This is a genomic window from Sedimentisphaera cyanobacteriorum (genome assembly GCF_001997385.1).
Taxonomy (GTDB): Bacteria; Planctomycetota; Phycisphaerae; order Sedimentisphaerales; family Sedimentisphaeraceae; genus Sedimentisphaera; species Sedimentisphaera cyanobacteriorum.
In genome coordinates this window covers 2,504,655-2,525,197 of the sequence record NZ_CP019633.1, presented here as the reverse complement: position 1 = coordinate 2,525,197, position 20,543 = coordinate 2,504,655, and the positions used below count along the sequence as shown (strand labels likewise).

Below are 20,543 nucleotides of genomic sequence, written 5' to 3'. Positions count from 1 at the left end.
GGCTGACTGAATAGCTTCAGCTTTCAATAAATACGATATCCTCCGGCAGGGCTACAACGTCTTTTCGCTCGCTTCCGAGGATCTTTCGTATTTCGCTGCTGTGTTTGCCGATAAGCGAGCTGAGCTCATCGCTGCTCATTGTTGTTACGGCCTTCGCCTCGCCGGAAAGCGATACCACACTGCCCGCCTCAAACACGCCTTCAACAGATACAATTCCCTTGGGCAGAAGGCTTTTGTGGTTCTTGATAGCTTTCATCGCTCCCGCATCGAGCTCAATTCTGCCGGCGGGGGTGGTGTTGAGTATCCAGCGTGCCTTGCTCCCGAGCTTTCTCTGAGGCATAAAGAGCGTGCCGATATCCTCGCCGTCGATTATTTTCAGAAGCACGTTTTCAAGCTCTCCGCTTGTGATTATCACCCTGCAGTCTGAGTCTGAAGCGATTTTTATCGCATCGAGTTTGGTTTTCATTCCCCCCGTGGCAAATTCAGACCCGCTCTCGCCTGCATAACTCCTGTGTTCATCGGTGAGCTGCTCTACAACCTTCAGCGGCTCAGCATCTTCGTGTTTTCTCGGGTCTTTGGTGTAGAGACGGTCTATATCAGAAAGCATTACCAGAAGATCCGCATCCACCTTGCTCGCAACAAGCGCGCTGAGCCGGTCGTTATCGCCGAATGCGCTTTGAATTTCGTCTGTGCTGATGCTGTCATTTTCGTTTATTATCGGAACGCTCCCAAGAGACAGAAGCTTTTCTACTGCATTTCTCAAATTCAGATAAGATGTCCTGTTGTCCATCACCCAAGCAGTGAGAAGCACCTGCGAGATTACAATATCGTAAATCTCGAATGCCTTTGAATATTCATACATCAAAAGCGGCTGGCCTATAGCAGCGCAGGCCTGCCTCATCCTGATTGACTTAACCTTGGAGCTCAGCCCGAGCCTGCCCGCTCCCATGCCTATAGCACCCGAGCTTACAAGCAGAACCTCAAAGCCCTTTTCGTGCAGTTTTCTTACCTGCCTTGCGATATCAACGATAAGAGCGCTGTTGATCCCGTTTTCACCTTTGAGCGTGTTGGTGCCTATCTTTACAACTATACGTTTTATTTCTGAAAAATTTCGCATCAGTAAAAATCTAAAATCCTAATATATTGCTTTGAAGGGAATTTTAGAGAGGTTTGATATTTTAACAAGTATTTTGTGGTTTGATGGCTGTGGGAGTGTGCGACAATTTTATTCTGATGCGGAAAATGTGTTTTTGGCTGAGCCAGTTTGCCTGCGGCGGACTCCACGTGCGGCAAAAAATTCCGCACAGCATTGCAGAATGATGATTTGAATTTTGCCCAAAAAAATTGCCGCAAACGTTTTGGAATAAATTAAAAAGGGCGGCTCGAAAACCGCCCTGAATCTTTATTACTGCATAAGCTCTTTGACCTTTTCTTCCAGCCTGCTTGACGCATTCATATCTGCTAATCGCCCCTTTTTATCCACAAGCCACATCGTTGGAATGCCCCGAATGTTGAATTTCTTCACATACTCATTCTCCCAGCTCTTGCCGTCGAAGTGCTGAGGCCATTCCATTTCATGTTCTTTTATGAAGTTCTTCAAATCTTCTTTGCTGTTATCGAGGCTGATTGCGAGGATTTCAAAGCCCTTGTCGCTGTATTTCTCGTAAACATCCTTCAAATGCGGGACTTTCTCAACACAAGGCCCGCACCAAGTTGCCCAGAAATCAACCAGCACAACATCGCCCCGGTAGTCTGAGAGGGAAATTTCCTTGCCGTCGAGGGTTTCAAGATTCATCTCCAGCTTGCTGCCGAGCATATCGAGCTTTTTCTTCAGGCCTGCGAGCTTCTCTTTTACCATCTCTCCGCCGTATTTTTCGCAAACCTCAACAAGCGGTTCTGCCAGAGAAGGCTCGTAGTACATCATTTCCTGAGCGAGAGTGAGGGCGGTATTCGGAAAAGTTTCTACACCCTTGAATCGCCCCGCAACCGAATCTATGTCCTCTATGAGCTTTTCAACCTGCTCTTTTACCTCGGCGGACTTATCCTCGCCTGTAACGGTTTCGGATTGTATTATCGAGCCCATCCTGCGAACTCGGTATTCAAGCAGTGTTTCTATAAAACGCTTGCCAACTGAATTGTGCTTGAGCAATTTTGTGTAGAAGTCTTCAAATTCGGCCGCTGTCTGCGGGTCTGACCCGATAAGCCCGAGGATATTCACTGCCTCGGGGATTATCCTCTCAGCCTGCTTTGTGCGGGGGTATTTGTTATAAAGTTTTCGTGATTTATCGAGAACATCCAAGCTCTTTTTCCACACCTGATCTCTGTAATCCTGAAATCTGCTGCGGTATTTCTCGAACATCTGCTGACGCACCTGATCATTTGGTGCTGAGCGGTAGTCCGGCCTTTCGGGTCTTCCATTTTTCAGAAAGTCTTCTCGTGCGGAAATTGCCGCCTTAACGTCTTCAAGCATACTTTTAGCCTTGGCGTCTTTGCCTTCAGGCTGGGCAATGCATAACCCTGCTAACATGGCCGATAGGAAAACGACCGGCAAAAATCTCATAAATTCTCCTGTGTTTAATTCCTAATTAACGATTCACCCGTTCAATGTATTAAAATTCTTTTACTTTTCACATTGAATTTTTGTTCATTCGACCGCATAAGTGTACCAGAAAAGACAGAGGCGGGCAAAATCTTTTAGATTCACAATACTGTCTTCGGAAAAATCTGCAAAGCCTGCCCACGAATTCTTGTTTGCTGAGCTGAGCCATTTATCTGAAAGAGCAAGCATATCCAGCTCATCCACATATCCATCCTGCGATCCTATGCCTTTATCATTGGCGATATCAGCCGGCAAAGGCTCATATTCGCTTGTGAGCCCGGCAGAAAAATCAAATACCGCGCTTTCTTGTGCGTAATAATCATCGGTTATTTTAACGAAATACCTCCCTGAATATTCGGGTATAAATGAAAAATTGTTTGAGTAATAGGAGTTGTTGGTTCTGGCGTCCGGCTCGTAGATTTCAATATCAAGCTCTTGAGTTGAAGAGAAATCCAGCGAGTATTCCTGGCCGGCCAAGAGATCAAGGGCGATAATACTGCCCGATGCCCCGTCAACGTCTTCAAAGCTGAGCGTTTCTCCGGGCTTGATAATCTCCGGATATTCAACGTTTATGCTCCCGCAGGATGAATTCTCCTTCCACTGCCTGAATTCTATTACGTTTTCGCATATCAGCTCTGAGCCAACCTCGAAGGGGTTCTCAAATGCGAAAATTGAGCAGTATGCCCTGATATAACCTTCAAATCCCATCGGCAGTTCAAGTTCAAAATCTCCCGCACCTTGTATTACTGCAAAATCAGCCATACTATCTTCAGGTTCAGCCTTATTGGTGTAGGCCTGAACGAAGAATCTGCTATCAGGGATTGTGCTGCTGTTTACAGTTCCCTGTACTGTTCCCATTTTCCCGGTGATTAGCTGAGTTGGATTATAGTCGATATACTCGTAGTTCCATTCATCCCCGCAAAGGGAATTTACAGTAATATACTTGCCCGTTATCGGCGGAAGCGTTGGAGAATCTGAGGAATCCGTAAGCGTGAAGTATATTCCTTTATCACTGCTGTAGATATATACTTCTCTATTCAAATCGGATTCCCAGTATTCATACCAGTCGTATTTCCATTCCTGATAGGAGTATTGTGTTCCATCCAGATTAATTTTTACTGCCCCTTTCGTTTCCGGATAGTAAGCAGACGGACTGAATATTATCTCATAGCTGCATTTCTCATCGAAGTAGATACCCTCAATTTCCTGCATATCTTCAATTGCTATGCATCCATAAAGCGTGCTGCCCTCATAAGCCAGATACAATTCGCTTATATCTGGATTGATTTCCTCTTGCGGCACTTCCCCTGCTGCGTCTTTGAATACGAGCTGTTCATCCAGCCAGTATGAGATTTCAGCTGAGCCGTCCCAGCTTTTGTAAATCTGCCATGGGTCAGCAGGATATATATTAACCCTCCCGCTGGGCTGGAGATTGTCGAAAGCTGAAAGCCAGTCGTTGTGGGTAACGTTGGGGAGGATCCCGCCAAGTGTTGGGTCGTTATCCATACCGCTTCCTACAGTGTATGCAGCGGGCATGTTCCATTTGTTGAATTCAGGGAGGCAGTCTCTCGGACTAATCGGCTCGGGGAATCTCTCAGACCCGTAAGCAGGGTTCAGGTCAAATGTGATCTGTTCTCCTGCGAAGCTCCCGGCAAGGCTGCCGGTTATTCCAGTGATTTCTATCGCTTCCTCCCAGTCGCTGAGATATCCTTCGGTGATATTTTCTTTGCTCTGGTCTATGAAGAATGTAAAGAAGCCAGACTCGAAAGAGAGATCTACATAGTCGGAAAATACTGTACCGCTTTCTAACTGATATGTCTTTTGCTGCTGCCCTGTATCCCCCTCATACACCAGCTCAAGCTCTCCTTGGTATAAAACGTCTATTTGCATCAGTTCCGCCTTTAGAGAGCTGCCCGGCAGCAGGGAAATTCCGTCGTCCGGCGAATTCTGCAAGGCGTACTCTTTCCCCTCCGATATCTGGAGCTCTGCGATATTATCGTTAGCCAGAGAATCTCTCACCTCTGAAATCTTATCCTCATAAAACTCAACAATATCGACGTCTTCCTCTGCAATAAACACGAACCTGTCCACTCCCGGCTGGCTGTAATTGTCATTTTTTATGTAATCTATTGCTTCCAATAGATAATCCATTCCTTCGATTAGATAGGTTTTGTTCTGAAGCTGAACACTTTTGCCCTTATCCGGGTCTTCAATTGTTGAGAGAAGGGTGAGAAATTCAAGGTTTGGCTCTAAAAGCTGGGCTGCGCTGAAGCTTTCGTTGGCAATGTTCTGAATCAGCGCGTCAAGATTTTGAATATCCAAGCTGTATGCGGGTTCCTCGAAAAAACCGCGCAGAATTTTTGCTAAACCCTTAACAATAAGCACCTCTCCGTAGCCGGCTCTAAGATCGTTTTCAAGGCCGGTCTCGCCCGTGGTGAATATTATAGAAAACTTATCACCCTCCGGGCTTTCAATAGAATCCAGCATATCTATGACGGCATCCAATTCCGGCTTAATCCAAGAATTGCAGAGCTGCTCCAATTCTTCGGCATCTGGAGCGGTGTCAGGGATTTGGTAGGATTGACGATTGTTCGCGGGGCAGCTGAAGCTCAGATAATCAAAATCATTCCCGCTCACTTCCAGCCCGTAAAGTCCGGCCAGCTCCAGAATGCTGTTTACATCCTCTCCGTCATCCTCAACGAAAAACACACCGAGCCTGCTCAATGCATCTACAAATCGAAATTCCCGCGTATCGCTGTTGTAATCAGGGTCGTTTTTAGCCACCTTACAAACCTGATGAGCCATTCGGATTCCTGAAAGGGTTCCTTCGCTTAACTCAGACTTTGCAACTGTGAGATAATCTGCCCGTGCAGATACGCACAGCAAAGACGAAATCAAAAGAATGCTCCTAACCAAACTCATAATTAACTCTCCAATCTGTTAAAAATTATCCTTAAAAACAGGGAAATTATAACATAAAGTAAAGTTTTTCCCAAGGCTTTTTTCCCCGCCAAAATTTCTGGCATATTTGCCCTGAAGTTTTATCTCAGAATTTTCAATGTCCCACAAGGCCTGCCTGCATTGATAAAGAACACCTGAATCAGTTTTTATTCTAACTCCGGCGGTTAATCTTATGCTGCCCTTTTGGCCAATCTCAGCTTGGTTCGCCCGTATTTCAACCACAGGATTTTTAGCGTCCTCCAGCACGCAGGTAAATTTCCTCACCCTAACGGATGTTATATTAGACATATCTCCAAAAAGCTTCTGATTAAACATTTCACTGCTGAAAAGACTTTCCTGAATGCCTCTGTTATCATCTTGGGAGCCCTGAGTATTCTTAATTCGCTTTTGGTTTTCAGAGTTGATTAAAATTTTGAGCTCTTTCAATACAAGCTCTCTATTCAAAGAGCTGCGTAGAAATCCCATCCGCTTATTAACAGTTTTGCCGTCTTGGATGTCTATGAAGATTTTGCAGGGTACTCCGTTAATCACTGCATCCCGTTTGATAAATACAGGCCTTTCTTTCAGCTCTGGTTCTTGGATTGAGCTTTTATTTTCCTTCATTGAAGGGCTCATCCAAAACAGAAGGCCAATGAGAACCAGCTCCAAGAGCAAAATGGAAAGAATTTTTCTGTTGCCGATTTTTCTTTTCAATATTCAATGCATTTTTCGGCCAGCATCCCCCCGCTTTCACAAAGTTAAACAGTGCGCAAAGCGGCTGCAATATTATTGCATCGGTCTGCTGAAGCCCTGAGATTTATATTTTTCGAGCAGACTTTTCATTTCTTTAACAGTCTTTTCATACTCCGGCTTGCCGTAGAGGTTGTCTGTTTCGTCGGGGTCTTTCTGCATATCGTATAGCTGGGCAGGCTTGTCGTCGCCGCCTTTTGTCCAGCCGCCTGAGCCTTTGCAGTCTATGTATTTCCATCGCCCTCTTCTGATCGCAAATTTGCCGCTGACAGAATGGTGAACTATTGCCTTGCGGAGCTCTCCGGACGGTTTTTCCCCTCTTAAAAACGGGAGGAAACTGAAGCTGTCTTCGCCCTCATTGTCTTTCATTCTATGCCCGGTAATCTCTGCACAGGAGGCGAAAAGATCCACAAGGCATATTGGCTTCTCGCATTTGGAGCCCTGCTTTACAACCCTCAACCAGCGGGCGATAAACGGTACTCTGTGTCCCCCGTCCCAAACGTCTGCCTTTTGGCCTCTGTAGATATAATTAGCATCATGCCCGAAATTGTGCTTGGATTCATCGGATACGCCGTTGTTGAACTTTCCAATACGTTGTATTCGAGAGCCGTTGTCGCTGGTAACTATAATGAGGGTGTTTTGCCTGTATCCGTTTTCCTCGAGCTTTCCAACAACCTTGCCCACAGCATCATCCACAAGCGTAACGAAATCGCCGTAAACGCCGGCCTTGCTTCTCTGTTCGTTTTTTTCAAGCGGAACCCACGGTTGGTGCGGCGCTGATAGGGGAAAATAAAGGAAGAAAGGCTTTTCTCCCTGCTCGACTTTGTGATTATCTATAAAAGAGCAGGCTTTCTCGGTGATTTTAGGCATAACATCATCCACATCAAACCCCGGAGAAGCCTTTCCCGTGCGGTAAAAACGAGGCAGGGATTCGCCTTTAATTTTGTCCGTTAGAGGTTTAGTTGGAAGGCCGTTTTCGATGAAGCAGTACGGCTTCATATCAAGCGATGCGGGAATTCCGAACCAGTAGTCGAAGCCGGCCTCGTTCGGCCCAGGGCGAAGCGGCTTTGAATAATCTGCCGGCTCGCTGTCGGTAAGCCCGAGGTGCCATTTGCCCACGCAGGCGGTATGATAGCCGCTGTCTTTGAGCATAGAGGCAACGGTTGTCCTGCCCGGCTTTATAAGACGGCGGCTGTAGCCCCAGAGAACGCCTTTTTTAAGCCTCGTTCTCCAGCAGTAGCGTCCTGTTAGAACGCCGTATCTGGTGGGTGTGCATACAGCGGATGGGGTGTGGGCATCGGTAAAACGCATTCCTTCTTCCGCGAGCATGTCCATATTAGGCGTTGGGATCTTCGAATCCCGATTCAGGCAGCCAAGATCGCCGTACCCCATATCGTCTGCCATAATGAACACAATATTCGGCTTTCCGCCGCTTTGCATTGCTCCTGCTGCTTTGCTTTCGGGGAGATTATCTGACATGCCGTAGAGACAGGGGGCTGCCAGCGCCGAACCTGCAGCTAATGCAGCCTGCTTGATAAAATTTCTTCGTTTCATAATTTTTGCCGGTTCTAACCGAGCTCTCCTTAAACTGAGATTGCATTAATCTTTTAGACTAAGCTTTCCCGGGGCTAAGTCAAGAAATATGAACCAAAGAGCGGCCTGTAATCAGGTTAACTGAATCTCCGTTTCAAAGCTTCCTCGCAGCTTGCAGAACCGAAATCTGCAGGAATTTATGGAAGTACTTTCCCCTAAGTGATAATCTATTCCGGCCATAAGTTGAAAACATTATAACTGTTTTGAAGCTGATGGAGATAAAATGAAAAGTAGTTTAGGCATTAATGTTTTCCTATTCTGATTTTCGGTAAGCAGTTTAGGCTGGTTTTATCATAATTATTCTGTTAAGTGAGATACTGCGGCAGCCTTAAAACGAACTCTTTAATTTCATCTCTAACTTTTCGATAGCAGTTTAGAGCCTCTTCAACTGTGGCGGCATCTTCAGCGAGCTTAGGCGGGTCTTCAAAGCCGGCATGAACAACTTTTGTCTTCCCGGGGAACATCGGGCAGTTTTCATTGGCATGCCCGCAGACTGTTACCACATAATCAAATTCAATATTTCTCAATTCGTTAAGATGTTTTGAGCGATGGCCGGAAATATCCACGCCCGCCTCGGCCATCACCTTCACGGCATTTGGGTTAAGCCCGTGCGTTTCGATACCGGCAGAATACGGTTCGATGCAATCGCTTTTTAGATTTCTTGCCCAGCCTTCAGCCATCTGGCTGCGGCAGGAATTGCCTGTACACAGGAACAGCACTTTAAGATTTTCTTTGTCTTCCATTGATCCCTTTTTTGTGTTTTATTTTTCAAGCGGTATAAATCAGCCAGAGCCCGCCTGCAATTACAAGGGCTCCGCATACTTTCTTAAGAATTAACGCTCCTTTGGATTTTTCATTCCAATTCATATATCGCTGGACAACCTCTGTGAATGTCCCTGCAAATACGATCACCGAGCAATGGCCTATCCCGTAAGCGAGAAGAAGAATGATTCCGTAGGTGAGATTCGTGGAGGCAAGTTTGAAAGTTATGCCCAGCATAGGAGCCATATACGCAAATGTACACGGACCTAAAGCGATTCCAAATACAAGGCCTAATATAAAAGCAGCCAGCATCCCTTTGCGTTTCATACCAACCTGGCCGGGAGCAGAAAACGGATTCGGCAAAACCTCAAGCAAATACAGCCCTACCGCAAAAAAGATCAATGCTACAAAATAGTTTCCGTATTGGCCAACGTCTCCCATCATCCGGCCGGCTGCCGCGGTAATAGCCCCGATTGCCCCGATGGTAATGAGAATACCGAGGGAAAACAAGGCTGAGATCCAGAACGCCCGCTTCGCAGACATCCGCCCCTGCTCATCAATAAAACCGATGATCAAAGGTATGCTGGCAAGATGGCACGGGCTAAGGATTATGCTCAATATCCCCCACATAAACGAGGCAGCAACTGCAATATACCACGTCCCTTCTACCGCATTGGTTAGTTGGATGAAAAGCTCCTGCATAAGCTATCTTTCTTTTTGAATCTCTATACCAAGCTCTTCCCATTTGCTTAAAATATCTTCCTTTGAATAGAATCCTTCGTGGCGGAACAGCTCCTCGCCGTCTGAATCATAAAAGATCTGAGTGGGAATAACTTTTATCTCGTACTTTTTCTTCTTTTCCGGATTGTCCCATACATCGATGAATGTCAGCTTGAATTGGTCGTTGTAGTTTTTCTTCAAGTCATCGAGAATTGGTTTCATCATTTTGCAGGGAATACATTTGCCCGCCCCCAAATCAACTAGATGAGGCAGCTTTTCAGCATCCTGATTTTTTTGGGTGGTTTGAGTTTGTTCGGAATGAGTTTGTTCGGAATTTTGATTTGTCTTTGCGGCCGCCGTTTTCTCAGAAGAAGGCTCAGCTTCTGTACCATTTCTCTGCTTCATTGCTATCACAATCGAAACCAAAGCAATGAGCACCGCGACAATAATTATTTTTCCTGTTTTGCTCATAAATTTCCCCTAAATTGCTGAGTGATTTTTGTAAACTGAATGCACAGCCATCCCATAGAAGAGCAAAATACAAGATGTTTCTTTAAAATCAGCGGGGTATGAGTTACACTAATTCTTTCAGTCTAATTAAACAAATTAGGAGTAACCCATGACACCCGCCAAACATCAATATAGCATTCTTAAGCAAATATGCCAACATATTCCTGCACATCTTGTTTCAAAATTGTCTCGGTCTTTCGGTATTGACAAGCAATCACGAACATTTTCTTGCTGGTCGCACATTGTATCTATGCTTCATGTCCAGATTGCTCACAGTCTCTCGCTCAACGACGTTTCCGACACATTGCGTAATCATTCTGGAGCTTTGACTCCTATCCGCCGTGCAACCCCTTCAAGCAGGAATGGGCTTTCTCATGCAAACAGGGTTCGAGATCCTCTTATGGCAGAGACTCTCTTCTGGGAGGTGCTGTCCCATATCCAGAACAAACATCTTGATTTTGGGAGAGGCCATAAGTATTCCGGCCTTCCGAGGCGTTTTAAGAGAGCAATATATGCGGTTGACTCAACCACGATCCAGCTTGTAGCCAACTGTATTGACTGGGCTAAACATCGCAGACGAAAAGCGGCTGCAAAGTGCCATATGCAGCTGAATCTCCAGACGTTCCTGCCTCAATTTGCTATTGTAAAAGAAGCCTCAACCCATGATTCGACAGAAGCTTATCAGCTCTGTCAGGACCTTAAAAGCGGCGAAATAGCGGTTTTTGACAAGGCTTACGTGGATTTTAAGCATCTAGCAGATCTTGACAGGCGAGAATTATTCTGGGTTACCAGAGCCAAAGATAATATGAAATATCGTTTTGTTAAACAGAATACAGAACCAAAAGGTAATATCCAATACGATGCTTTAATTGAACTTGAAATGCCGAAAAGCCGCGAGGCATACCCGAAGAAGCTCCGTTTAGTTAAGGCTTATGTGGAAATTAACGGCGAGAAAAAGCTTATGAAATTTATCACGAACAATATGCAGTGGGCGCCGAGCAGTATTTGCGACCTATATAAGTGCCGCTGGGGTATAGAGGTGTTTTTCAAGCAGATAAAACAGACTTTGCAGCTAAGCGATTTCCTAGGGCATAGCCAAAAAGCAATTCTATGGCAAGTATGGACGGCTATGCTGGCTTATATTTTAATAAGGTATATAGGTTTCCTCGGTCAGTGGAAAGGAGCATTCAGCCGATTGTTTACTTTACTGAGGGGTGTATTATTCAGCCGGCTGGATGTTTTTAGCGTTATGGCTGCCTGTGGGACAGCACGTGGTTCACCGCGTATGGTTGGCAGCCCTCAGCAGGCTTATTTGCCGGGTTTTAATATGTAGCAAGATTTTACGAAAATAAAGAGGTGAAAAGAGAGCGGGCAGTATTGAGCAAAAAACTGCCAATTGAACAAAAGCAAAAAAATGCAAACTGGGGTAATTCAAATCCTTCAAGAAAAGGGCGTTTTAATACAATAAACAAGCCCTCAACGATAAATTTATGGACTTATGGGATGGCTGTGAACTGAATGTAAAAAATGGTTCTCAGGCAAGCATCGCTTTGATATCATCAGGCGGAGCCGCCTTGCCGGTTATCTTTACTTCACCGTCAATCGCTAAGGCCGGCGTCATCATAACACCCATCTGCATAATATCGTTGAGCTGTGTAACCTTTTCGATTTCGTATTCTATTCCAAGCTCCTTAGCGGCAGCTTCGGCGTTTTCAGCAAGCTTTCTGCATTTTGGGCAGCCTGTACCTAAAATTTGAATCTTTTTCATTTTTGATTCTCCTAATGAACTGATTATAAAATCTGCTTTCAAAAGCCCGTATTAGCGCTTTTAAGATTTATCAGCGCCTTTTGAGCGGGCGATTTGTTTTTTGATATGCTCGCTGTTTCTCTGGCTGTATTCATATTTAAGGCCTTTCAGCAGGCTCCAGCTCATAAACAGCATAATCAGAGTAAACGGAAGGGCGGCAGCGATAGACATCTTCCGCAAGGCGTGCAGTCCGCCTGAGCTCAGCAGCACTACCGCTGTAAGCGAAACCGTGAGCCCCCATACAATCTTCTTGCCGGCCGAGGGAGTACGTTTCCCGTTAGAGGTCATCATCGCCAAAACATAGGTAGCCGAATCAGCAGAGGTTACAAAGAAAACCCCCAGCAGCGCAACGGTAACCAGCGAGAGCCCTGCGGTAAGCGGGAAGTGACTGTACACTTCAAAAAGCCCCGCAGATACGTTCTCCGATACAACAGAAGCAATATCTGCCCCGCCCAGTTCAAGGCTGAATGCAGATCCGCCAAACACGCTGAACCATGCGAAGCTCAGGATTGTCGGCACTAGCAGAGCCCCTATGATAAACTCCCGTATTGTCCTGCCTCTTGATATGCTCGCCACAAACAGCCCCACAAACGGAGACCATGATATCCACCACGCCCAGTAGAAAATTGTCCATGTCTGCGTCCATTGATAGCTTGTGAAGGGGTTTGTCGATAGGCTCATATCCAGCAGGTTAGACATATAATCTGCCAGAGTATTTGTAAAAGTGTTCATTATAAAGCTCGTCGGCCCAACGATGAACATAAAAAGCAGAAGCACAATGGCAAGCAGGATATTCATTTTGCTCAGTATCTGTATGCCCTTATCAAGCCCTGTCATACTCGATATAAGGAAAAGCACTGTTGCCGCTGCGATAATCACTACTGTAATCCCGAATGAATCGGCAAATCCGAACACCGAGCCCAGCCCGCTTGTTATCTGCATCGCTCCGAGTCCGAGCGAGGTTACAATCCCGAAGAGCGTTGCAAAAACAGCAAGTATGTCGATCAGATACCCGAGTGTGCCGTAAATCCGCTCGCCTATCAGCGGATAGAAGCAGCTCGAGATAAGCGTGGGCATCCCCCTTCGAAACGAAAAATACGCTATGGAAAGGCTCATCGTGATATACACCGCCCATGGCTGAAGTCCCCAGTGGAAAAAGCTGTACTGCATGGCGAAATTTGCCGCTGTTCCGGACTGCTTATCGATGTAGTCTGGGGGGTTGAGATAGTGGCTCAGCGGCTCAGCTACGCCCCAGAAGATAATACCAATACCCATACCCGCTGCAAAAAGCATACTGAACCAGCCGAAGTATGAGTATTGCGGCTTTTCATAGTCGCTGCCCAGCTTAATATCCCCAAACCGGCTGAATGCAATACATATACTGAAGACGAGGAAGAAAAATGCCGCTATAAGATAAGACCACCCGAAATTGTCAATGATAGACTGATAAATTGTTTCGGATGCCTTGTCGAGCAGGCTGGGGTTGAATGCCCCGACCAGAATCAGCATTCCAGCGCTGATAAGCGAGACAATGAAAACCAGATTCTTCTTTGCAAACTGCATTCTAAAACCTCATCTACGGAATAAGCAGGGTATTGCGTCTTGATTTATGAACCACAGCCTCAGCAGTGGAGCCGAGGATTTTTTCGAAGGTGCTTGCCTTGTCAGACTGCCCCAGCACGATTAAGTCAACATCTTTGCTCCAGGCCTGGAAGAGTATGCGTCTTTTCGGCCAGCCCGCCACTTCAATCTGCTCCACAGATTCGAAAGCCGTGCTGCATTTTTCCGCAAGACGTGAGAGGTTCTTCTTCGCAAGCTCCCGCCTCTGCTTTTCTGCATAAGGATCCGGCGCACGCTCGCCTACATGCAGCAGATGCAGTTTGACAGTCGGGTTCTTCTGATGGCATAGATACGGCAAAACCTTGCTGTCTGTATCTTGAAAATCTGTGGCATAAAGCAGGCTTTCCAGCTTCTTTTTCTTTTCAAGGTATCGCCGTCTTTTATAAACAAAAACAGGCATACTCGAACGCCAGAGTATCTCAGCATCCACGCTCCCCAGAAGAGCCCTTCGTATTACGCTCGCGGGAATCCAGTAGAGGCCGATGTAGTCGGCTTTTATTTCCTCAGCGAGTTTGAGCGTTTGAGTTGCAGGATTTCCCCTTCGGATATGCACTTGGCAGCTGTATCCGAGGGAGCGGAATTTCTCGGCCGCCTCTTCAGTTTTCGCATTGATGCTCTTTCGGTTTCCATGGTTATCAGCTGTCGAAATTATATGCAGGGTCTTTGTGCCGAAATGCTGCATAAATTCCGCCATCTCCAGCAGTTTTTCTGCGGGCTCTTTGAGGTCAAGTTTTATTACAGCAGTGTTAAACATCGGATCTTGCTGCCCTTAAAATTTTAATTAAAAAAATGGCCGAATTTGTAATATGATAATTAAATGCCGGCATTTTTAAAAGAAAGTTCCAAAAATAATTCCGGAAATCGCTGCCATCACCACCACAAGCGTTATAAAAACAATCGTTTTCAGTGTTCCCATCACCGAACGAATCACCAGCATATTCGGAAGGCTCAAAGCCGGGCCCGCAAGAAGCAGAGCCAGAGCCGGCCCCTTGCCCATACCTGCTCCGATAAGCCCTTGAAGAATCGGAACCTCTGTAAGCGTGGCGAAATACATAAATGCGCCGGCAACCGAGGCGAAAAGATTTGCAGAGAGCGAATTCCCGCCTACTGCCCGAGCTACCCATTCCGAGGGTATAAGGCCTTCGTTTCCCGGCCTGCCGAGAAGAGCGCCTGCGATAATCACCCCGAAAAACAAGAGAGGCAGAATCTGTTTGGCAAAAGACCATGTAGAGCTGAACCACTCCTGCCCTTCGCCTTCTGCAGTGCTTGCTGCCCATGAGAGGCCTATTACACCTGCGGCAAACGGGAACATCACCATCATTCCTTCCATCGGGAGGGCAAAAGCAAGAATAACAACAGGCACTGCTGCGACTATAATTTTCCACGCAGGAATTGTAAACCAGAAAATAAGTATTACCGCCAATGCGGCTGCAAATATAGAAGTAATCGCCCATTTAAGCTTCCAGATGCTAGTCCAAGCGCCAGCTTGCGCTTCCTTGCTGAGAATATTCTCAGCCTTGATTTTAGCCTCCTCGCCGGCATCTTCCCCGCCGAGCATTTTAAGCACGTAAACCCCGTTTTCGCTGCCGGAATCCTCAGGGGACTCTATCACTGCTGCGCGGAAGGTTTTGCCGCTTTCGGTTTCGAAATGGAAATCATTCGGAGCGCCCCAGTTTGCGAATACAAGCACTCCAATCATAACCGCAAAGAATAAAGCATTTTTCCAGAGCGGACGGGAAACTTCTGGCTCGCCCATATTCACCTGCATTCCAGCCTTTTCGAGCTCTTCCTTGCGGTATATAAAATGCATTATCAGCCCGATAACAACGCTGAATACTACCGCCCCCACTGCCCGGGCTATCCCGAGTTCGAGGCCGAGGATGCGGGCTGTGAGGATTACTGCCAGAACGTTTATTGCTGGGCCGGAATAGAGAAACGCAACTGCAGGGCCGAGTCCAGCGCCCATACGATATATGCCGGAGAATAACGGCAGGACTGTACAGGAGCAAACCGCAAGTATCATCCCCGATACCGAGGCGACGCCGTAAGCGAGAATCTTATTGGCCTTTGCCCCGAGATACTTCATCACAGAAGCCTTACTGACAAATACCGAAACAGCCCCTGCTATGAAAAACGCAGGAACGAGGCATAACAGAACGTGTTCGCGGGCATACCATTTAACCAGATGAAGCGATTCCATTATTGCATTATCGAAACGTCCCCAGCCTACCGGCAGATAAAAACAGCCCAGAAAAACAGCGATTATAGCTGCCAGTTTTTTCCATTCATTTTCCCAATCCATAGCCTGCAATGATCCTTTCATATAAGTTACTATGCAACGAAATACTCACATATTCGCTTAAAATTTTTTATTCTCTCTCGAGCAATGTGCTCTGGCTCCGAATCCTCTCCCTGAGAGCCTGATCTACGCATTCGAGGAAATTCACAATACAGGGCGTTTTCAGTGAGTACATCATTTTGAGCCCGTCTTTACGGCTCTCAAGCACGCCTGCCCTTACCATCATAGAAAGATGCCTTGAAACATTAGACCGCTTCGCCCCCAGATGAGAGGCGATATCGCATACGCACTGCTCCCCGCCTGCGAGAAAATCAATCACCGCAAGCCTTAGCGGGTGAGCGGCGGCCTGAATTATCTCGGCCTTCAGCTCATAAAGCTGCATTGTCTCTGTTTTCAAAACCTATCTCCATTACTGCGTTACATTTCACTCACATACTAAGGCATTTGTACAAATGTTCAATAGAAAAATATTATTTTCTGTCCATAGATTTTCGCTGATGCTATCCGCGAGAATCTGTCGATAATTAACTTCAATACGGTTAATCCTGCCAGGTCGTTTAACCGCTAATCTGCGATAATACTTATTTGCCCTCTTTCACACGCCGCATTCGGGCGGAATAAGTGGGCACGCAGCGGCCATTCCGCCCATACATCAGCGATTTTGTTATGAGCCTTTGGAAAAACAGCTTTGTATTGAAAATCAATCGGTTAAACCCATGTTCTGAAATCTGCACTCTGACTAATTTGCTGGTTAATATGTTATTTTGCAAAAAAAATAAAATAAAACGTTAAAAAAAGGACAGAACGATATTAAACAGCAAGCAAATTTATTATTAAAGGAGACTGAAAATGATAATGTCGAAGTTTAAGGTTTTGATTCACCTTCTGATTCTTACTTTTATTATTAATATCTACCCGGTTGCGAAGGCAGATATGAAAACTCCCGTTCAGACGCCTTGGGACAGCAAAGTGAACGAGAACAATCCGCTTCCTGAATACCCCCGCCCAACTCTTGTGCGTGAGGAATGGAAGAATCTCAACGGAAAATGGGATTATGCGATAGCTCCAAAGGGTAAATCAGAGCCGCAGGAGTGGGACGGAAAGATTCTCGTTCCGTTCTGCTTTGAATCTCAGCTTTCAGGCGTACACAAGCAGATTACCCTTGACGACTGGATGTGGTATAAGAGAAGTTTTACTGTGCCAAGCAGCTGGGAGGGCAGGCGAATAAGGCTTAATTTTCAGGCCTCAGACTGGGAAACAGCAGTTTACGTGAACGGGGAATTCGCCGGAATCCACAGAGGAGGATACTCGCCTTTTTCCTTTGATATTACAAACTTCCTGAAGCCTGAAGGCAGTCAGGAGCTTGTTGTTCGTGTGTGGGACAATTCGGGCAAAGAATATTTCACAAGCTGCGGCAAGCAAGGCAACCCAAACCGCTGGAACTCAAATTATCCCAACAGCAGCGGTATCTGGCAGACAGTTTGGATGGAGCCGGTAAATCAGGGAGCTGCCAGAGATTTAGACATCAGCGCAAGCTTAAAGAAATCTGCGATTAGTTTATGTATTGATGCTCCCGAGATCCCTGCCGGGACAACAGAGGCGGAAGTGAAGATTTACGACAGCGGCAAGCTTGCAGCTGAGAAAACAGCCCCTGCCGATAAGCAGATTGATCTGCACATAGACAGCCCCAAAGGCTGGTCTCCCGACAATCCCTGCCTCTACGATATTGAAGTTGCTCTTAAAAGGGGCGATAAGGTTATAGACCGTTTCACCAGCTACTGCGGCCTTCGTGATTTGTCGATAGACCCATCCCGAAAAGGCCCTCAAATACTTCTGAACGGCAAGCCGCTCTTCCAGTTCGGCCCTTTAGACCAGAGCTACTGGCCCAGAAGCGTATTAACGCCTCCAGCGGAAGAGGCGATGGTTTTTGAGCTTGAATACCTCAAGCAGGTTGGCTGCAATATGGTACGCCTGCATATCAAGCGAAATCCTTCCCGCTGGTACTACCACTGCGACCGGCTCGGGCTTATCGTATGGCAGGATTTTGTATGCAATAAGCCTTTCCCCAAGCGGAAAATAGATTCAAAAGAGAGCAGGCGATGGTTCAGCGAGCAGGAAGAGCTTGTTGACTCGCTGAACACTCATCCTTCAATCCTAAAATGGATTGTGTTTAACGAAGGCTGGGGACAGCACGATACTGAAAGGATAGTAAAGAAGGCCGATATGATGCTTTCGCCGGAGTATCTTGTTTCCGCAGCGAGCGGATGGACAGATATTGACAACCTCGCTGATATAAGAGATCTGCACGAATATTCGCGTTTCCCAGCGGTTACAATACCGGCTGAAGAGCCTGAAAGAGCGGTAGTTATGGGAGAGATAGGCGGATTTAATGTGCCTGTAAAAGGGCATAACTGGGTTCAGTATCCCGAGCCTGCCCTGCCGGAGAATCCGGATTTCAAGGTTGAAGGCAGAGACCGAAGAGGCGGCATGCAATCTAATACTGACGCAGCAGACAGGGATTTTGTAACCGATATTAAGCGGCCTCTTTTCTCGCAGGAAAATATGGCAGCCCATTATCAGCGGTTTATCGAAACGCTTGCTAAAGAGCGTTATTTCGGGCTTTCAGGCGCCGTTTACACTCAGCTTACCGATATGCGACACGAACAGAACGGATGGCTCACTTTAGACAGAAAAGTAAGCAAGATAGCTCCCGAAAAGCTCAATCAGATCCATCAGGTGCTTTATGAGCCCGTTTCTCAAAGGCATGCTCTTTTGCCTTTCAGCAGTGAGTGGAGATATGAAGGCCGGAGAGTTAAGTTTCCTATTTCAGCAGGCAGAGAAGAGATCAAAAATCTTGCCAAAGGCGATTCTGCCGTTTACACAACCGGATTTGATGTTGATAAAAAGCCGAAGCAGGCGGTTGTCAATGTTAAGCTGCGCAGCGAGCATCAGGGAGACAAATACGGCTATCTAAAGGTTTATATCGATGATAATCTGGTTTACGACGACCTTTCAAGGCATAAAAAGAGAGAAACCCGCATAACATGCGTTCAGCTTACCGAAGACCAGTGCGGGCTTTTGAGCAAGGGCTCGCATAAGCTCAAGATAGAAGTGGAGAACACACTAAACTTTGAACTGCTTGACCTGAGCATTGACAAAATAACCGAGTAATTTTTCCGCTTTGGCTTTCAGGCGGGGCTTTCTTTGCTAAAGGGCTGCCCCGCTTTTCGTTTTATGGAGTAAAGAGCGAGTATTGCGCTTTCAGTTTTCCTTTGATTCAAAGCGTTTTCGGGGTAAAATTTGCTTGGAATCTAACTACACTGGAAGCATAAAAAATGGCAATGGATCTCCAACTAACAGGACAGCTCAAACAGGAACTCCAGATGAAGCTCACCCCGGCGATGCTTCAATCGATGGAGGTCTTGCAGATGCCGCTTATGGCTCTCGAACAGAAGGTTGCCACCGAGCTTACAAGCAACCCTGTTCTCGAGGTTGACAGCGCAGAGAGCATTGATGCGCAGGAAGAGCCTCCAGAGCAGTCCGAAGATTCCTTTGATGAAAAAGAGCTGGATGTATCCCCTGAAAAAAGCTCCGATTCTTTTGAAAGGCTCGATAATCTGTCAAACGACTTCGGCGAGTACAGCGGCGAAGAAGATGTTTATGTTCCTTTGAAATCTTATGCTTCCGATGAAGACCCGAAGATGGACGCACTGCAGAACACAGCAGATTCAGGCATCTCGCTTCAGCAGCACCTTCTGGATCAGTGGCGTCTTTTCAATACAGACAGCGAAACTCTTCAGGCCGGCGAATACATAATCCGAAGCCTCGATGAGAGGGGCTATCTCAATACCGAGCTTGAGGAGATTGAAGATTCGGCTGAATTCAGCTCCGATGCGGTAAAAAATGCGCACGAGCTCGTAAAGCAGCTCGAGCCTGCCGGCGTAGGGGCGAGGAGCATACGTGAATGCCTTCTCATTCAGATAGAGCAGGATGATTCGGCAAACCCGCTTGCTGAAAAGGTGGTGAGAGAGCATTACGACCTGCTGATTGCAAATCATCTCCCGGAGCTTGCAAATAAGCTTGGCTGCGAAATGGATCAACTTCGAGACGCTGTGAAATATCTCTCTCATTTGGATACAAGCCCAGGGCTTCTGTTTGGTCAGGAGATGGATAATGCTCCGGTAAAGGCGGATATTATCGTAGAGGAAGACGCGGAAAACGGCGACTATATCGTGCGGCTTGCAAGCGGGGCTCTCCCGCCGCTGAATGTGAACGAGTATTACGAGAAGATGGCGGCAGATAAAAACACGCCTTCTGAAACGAAAAAGTATCTTCAGGAGAATATCCGCTCAGCGAGATGGCTCATTGAGGCTATTGCCCAGCGAAGGGAAACTCTGCTCAAGATAGCAGCGTATATCGTGAAAAAGCAGAAGGATTTCTTCGTGAAGGGCAGGCTCGGCCTTGTTCCGCTGTCTATGCAGGAGATTGCAGATTATATCGGCGTGCATATCGCTACGGTGTCAAGGGCGGTTTCAGGCAAGTATGCGATGTGTCCCAACGGGATTGTTCCGCTTAGGGATTTCTTCAGCAGCGGCAAGCTTGAGGGCGTTGAAGACGGCGAGGCTATGGGAGCTGAGTCTGTGAAGGAGGTGCTCAGGGAGGTTATAGAACAGGAAGATAAGTCTAAGCCGTTCAGCGATAAGAAGCTCTGCGAGGAGATGGAGAAAAAGGGCATCAAAATCGCAAGAAGAACCGTGGCAAAATACAGAGACCAGCTCGGCATACCATCTGCAAAGATGAGAAAGCAGTATGAATAGTATTGCGAATTAAAGTATAGAATTACACTTTTCTAATGAACTGAACGTTTATAAAAAGAATTATTTTGCCGCACTTATTGGAGCAATTTGCAGAAAGAAGGTGCAAGCTGAAAACTTTTCTTGACT

General features: G+C 46.5%; 16 protein-coding genes. 3 read left to right on the top strand and 13 right to left on the bottom strand.

What is annotated here, in order from left to right:
• Nucleotides 1-16 precede the first annotated feature (16 nt).
• The 8 genes from proB to L21SP3_RS10115 all read right to left on the bottom strand — a co-directional run bounded on the left by proB (nucleotide 17) and on the right by L21SP3_RS10115 (nucleotide 9,835).
• Nucleotides 17-1,117: a glutamate 5-kinase gene (proB, locus tag L21SP3_RS10150; RefSeq protein ID WP_077541169.1), complete on the bottom strand. Its 1,101-nt coding sequence runs from the start codon at nucleotides 1,115-1,117 to the stop codon at nucleotides 17-19.
• Nucleotides 1,118-1,405: 288 nt separating this feature from the next.
• Complete coding sequence (locus L21SP3_RS10145) at nucleotides 1,406-2,560, bottom strand: TlpA family protein disulfide reductase (protein ID WP_077541167.1); 1,155 nt, start codon at nucleotides 2,558-2,560, stop codon at nucleotides 1,406-1,408.
• Nucleotides 2,561-2,644: 84 nt separating this feature from the next.
• On the bottom strand, nucleotides 2,645-5,521 hold the full coding sequence (locus L21SP3_RS10140; protein ID WP_123785183.1) for a hypothetical protein: 2,877 nt from the start codon (nucleotides 5,519-5,521) through the stop codon (nucleotides 2,645-2,647).
• A gap of 18 nt (nucleotides 5,522-5,539) precedes the next feature.
• Nucleotides 5,540-6,253: a hypothetical protein gene (locus L21SP3_RS10135; protein ID WP_077541163.1), complete on the bottom strand. Its 714-nt coding sequence runs from the start codon at nucleotides 6,251-6,253 to the stop codon at nucleotides 5,540-5,542.
• Between the two features lie 72 nt (nucleotides 6,254-6,325).
• A complete protein-coding gene (locus L21SP3_RS10130; RefSeq protein ID WP_077541161.1) occupies nucleotides 6,326-7,843 on the bottom strand; it encodes a sulfatase family protein in 1,518 nt (505 codons plus the stop codon).
• 344 nt (nucleotides 7,844-8,187) lie between these two features.
• Nucleotides 8,188-8,625 (bottom strand): arsenate reductase ArsC, encoded by a 438-nt coding sequence (locus L21SP3_RS10125; protein ID WP_077541149.1) that lies wholly within the window; start codon nucleotides 8,623-8,625, stop codon nucleotides 8,188-8,190.
• A 25-nt stretch (nucleotides 8,626-8,650) separates the two neighbouring features.
• A complete protein-coding gene (locus tag L21SP3_RS10120; protein ID WP_077541147.1) occupies nucleotides 8,651-9,346 on the bottom strand; it encodes a cytochrome c biogenesis CcdA family protein in 696 nt (231 codons plus the stop codon).
• A gap of 3 nt (nucleotides 9,347-9,349) precedes the next feature.
• Complete coding sequence (locus L21SP3_RS10115) at nucleotides 9,350-9,835, bottom strand: thioredoxin family protein (RefSeq protein ID WP_227806767.1); 486 nt, start codon at nucleotides 9,833-9,835, stop codon at nucleotides 9,350-9,352.
• Nucleotides 9,836-9,983: 148 nt separating this feature from the next.
• Here L21SP3_RS10115 and L21SP3_RS10110 point away from each other — a divergent pair, with 148 nt between their 5' ends.
• Nucleotides 9,984-11,207 carry an IS4 family transposase gene (locus tag L21SP3_RS10110; RefSeq protein ID WP_077541145.1) on the top strand — a complete coding sequence of 408 codons (1,224 nt, stop codon included), beginning with the start codon at nucleotides 9,984-9,986 and terminating at the stop codon, nucleotides 11,205-11,207.
• Between the two features lie 201 nt (nucleotides 11,208-11,408).
• Here the strand turns inward: L21SP3_RS10110 and L21SP3_RS10105 are convergent, their stop codons facing one another.
• The 5 genes from L21SP3_RS10105 to L21SP3_RS10085 form a co-directional block, all read right to left on the bottom strand.
• A complete protein-coding gene (locus tag L21SP3_RS10105) occupies nucleotides 11,409-11,642 on the bottom strand; it encodes a thioredoxin family protein (RefSeq protein WP_077541939.1) in 234 nt (77 codons plus the stop codon).
• Nucleotides 11,643-11,702: 60 nt separating this feature from the next.
• A complete protein-coding gene (locus L21SP3_RS10100; protein ID WP_077541143.1) occupies nucleotides 11,703-13,244 on the bottom strand; it encodes a BCCT family transporter in 1,542 nt (513 codons plus the stop codon).
• A 13-nt stretch (nucleotides 13,245-13,257) separates the two neighbouring features.
• Nucleotides 13,258-14,055, bottom strand: a complete 798-nt coding sequence (locus L21SP3_RS10095) for a universal stress protein (protein WP_077541141.1) — start codon at nucleotides 14,053-14,055, stop codon at nucleotides 13,258-13,260.
• 75 nt (nucleotides 14,056-14,130) lie between these two features.
• Nucleotides 14,131-15,603 carry a permease gene (locus tag L21SP3_RS10090; protein WP_077541139.1) on the bottom strand — a complete coding sequence of 491 codons (1,473 nt, stop codon included), beginning with the start codon at nucleotides 15,601-15,603 and terminating at the stop codon, nucleotides 14,131-14,133.
• Nucleotides 15,604-15,670: 67 nt separating this feature from the next.
• Entirely contained in the window at nucleotides 15,671-15,997 is a 327-nt protein-coding gene (locus L21SP3_RS10085) for an ArsR/SmtB family transcription factor (RefSeq protein WP_077541137.1), read from the bottom strand.
• 452 nt (nucleotides 15,998-16,449) lie between these two features.
• Between L21SP3_RS10085 and L21SP3_RS10080 the strand changes: the two genes are divergently transcribed.
• Together L21SP3_RS10080 and rpoN are read left to right on the top strand one after the other, a co-directional pair.
• Nucleotides 16,450-18,771, top strand: a complete 2,322-nt coding sequence (locus L21SP3_RS10080; protein ID WP_077541135.1) for a glycoside hydrolase family 2 protein — start codon at nucleotides 16,450-16,452, stop codon at nucleotides 18,769-18,771.
• Between the two features lie 164 nt (nucleotides 18,772-18,935).
• Entirely contained in the window at nucleotides 18,936-20,417 is a 1,482-nt protein-coding gene (gene rpoN / locus L21SP3_RS10075) for an RNA polymerase factor sigma-54 (RefSeq protein WP_077541133.1), read from the top strand.
• Nucleotides 20,418-20,543: the final 126 nt, after the last annotated feature.

Bases quoted from the DNA above. Each gene is read 5' to 3' on its own strand.
- L21SP3_RS10140 (WP_123785183.1), bottom strand. From the start codon at position 5,521: ATGAGTTTGGTTAGGAGCATTCTTTTGATTTCGTCTTTGCTGTGCGTA.
- L21SP3_RS10095 (WP_077541141.1), bottom strand. From the start codon at position 14,055: ATGTTTAACACTGCTGTAATAAAACTTGACCTCAAAGAGCCCGCAGAA.
- L21SP3_RS10110 (WP_077541145.1), top strand. From the start codon at position 9,984: ATGACACCCGCCAAACATCAATATAGCATTCTTAAGCAAATATGCCAA.
- L21SP3_RS10145 (WP_077541167.1), bottom strand. From the start codon at position 2,560: ATGAGATTTTTGCCGGTCGTTTTCCTATCGGCCATGTTAGCAGGGTTA.
- L21SP3_RS10080 (WP_077541135.1), top strand. From the start codon at position 16,450: ATGATAATGTCGAAGTTTAAGGTTTTGATTCACCTTCTGATTCTTACT.
- L21SP3_RS10090 (WP_077541139.1), bottom strand. From the start codon at position 15,603: ATGGATTGGGAAAATGAATGGAAAAAACTGGCAGCTATAATCGCTGTT.
- L21SP3_RS10100 (WP_077541143.1), bottom strand. From the start codon at position 13,244: ATGCAGTTTGCAAAGAAGAATCTGGTTTTCATTGTCTCGCTTATCAGC.
- L21SP3_RS10130 (WP_077541161.1), bottom strand. From the start codon at position 7,843: ATGAAACGAAGAAATTTTATCAAGCAGGCTGCATTAGCTGCAGGTTCG.
- L21SP3_RS10125 (WP_077541149.1), bottom strand. From the start codon at position 8,625: ATGGAAGACAAAGAAAATCTTAAAGTGCTGTTCCTGTGTACAGGCAAT.
- rpoN (WP_077541133.1), top strand. From the start codon at position 18,936: ATGGCAATGGATCTCCAACTAACAGGACAGCTCAAACAGGAACTCCAG.
- L21SP3_RS10105 (WP_077541939.1), bottom strand. From the start codon at position 11,642: ATGAAAAAGATTCAAATTTTAGGTACAGGCTGCCCAAAATGCAGAAAG.
- L21SP3_RS10115 (WP_227806767.1), bottom strand. From the start codon at position 9,835: ATGAGCAAAACAGGAAAAATAATTATTGTCGCGGTGCTCATTGCTTTG.
- proB (WP_077541169.1), bottom strand. From the start codon at position 1,117: ATGCGAAATTTTTCAGAAATAAAACGTATAGTTGTAAAGATAGGCACC.
- L21SP3_RS10120 (WP_077541147.1), bottom strand. From the start codon at position 9,346: ATGCAGGAGCTTTTCATCCAACTAACCAATGCGGTAGAAGGGACGTGG.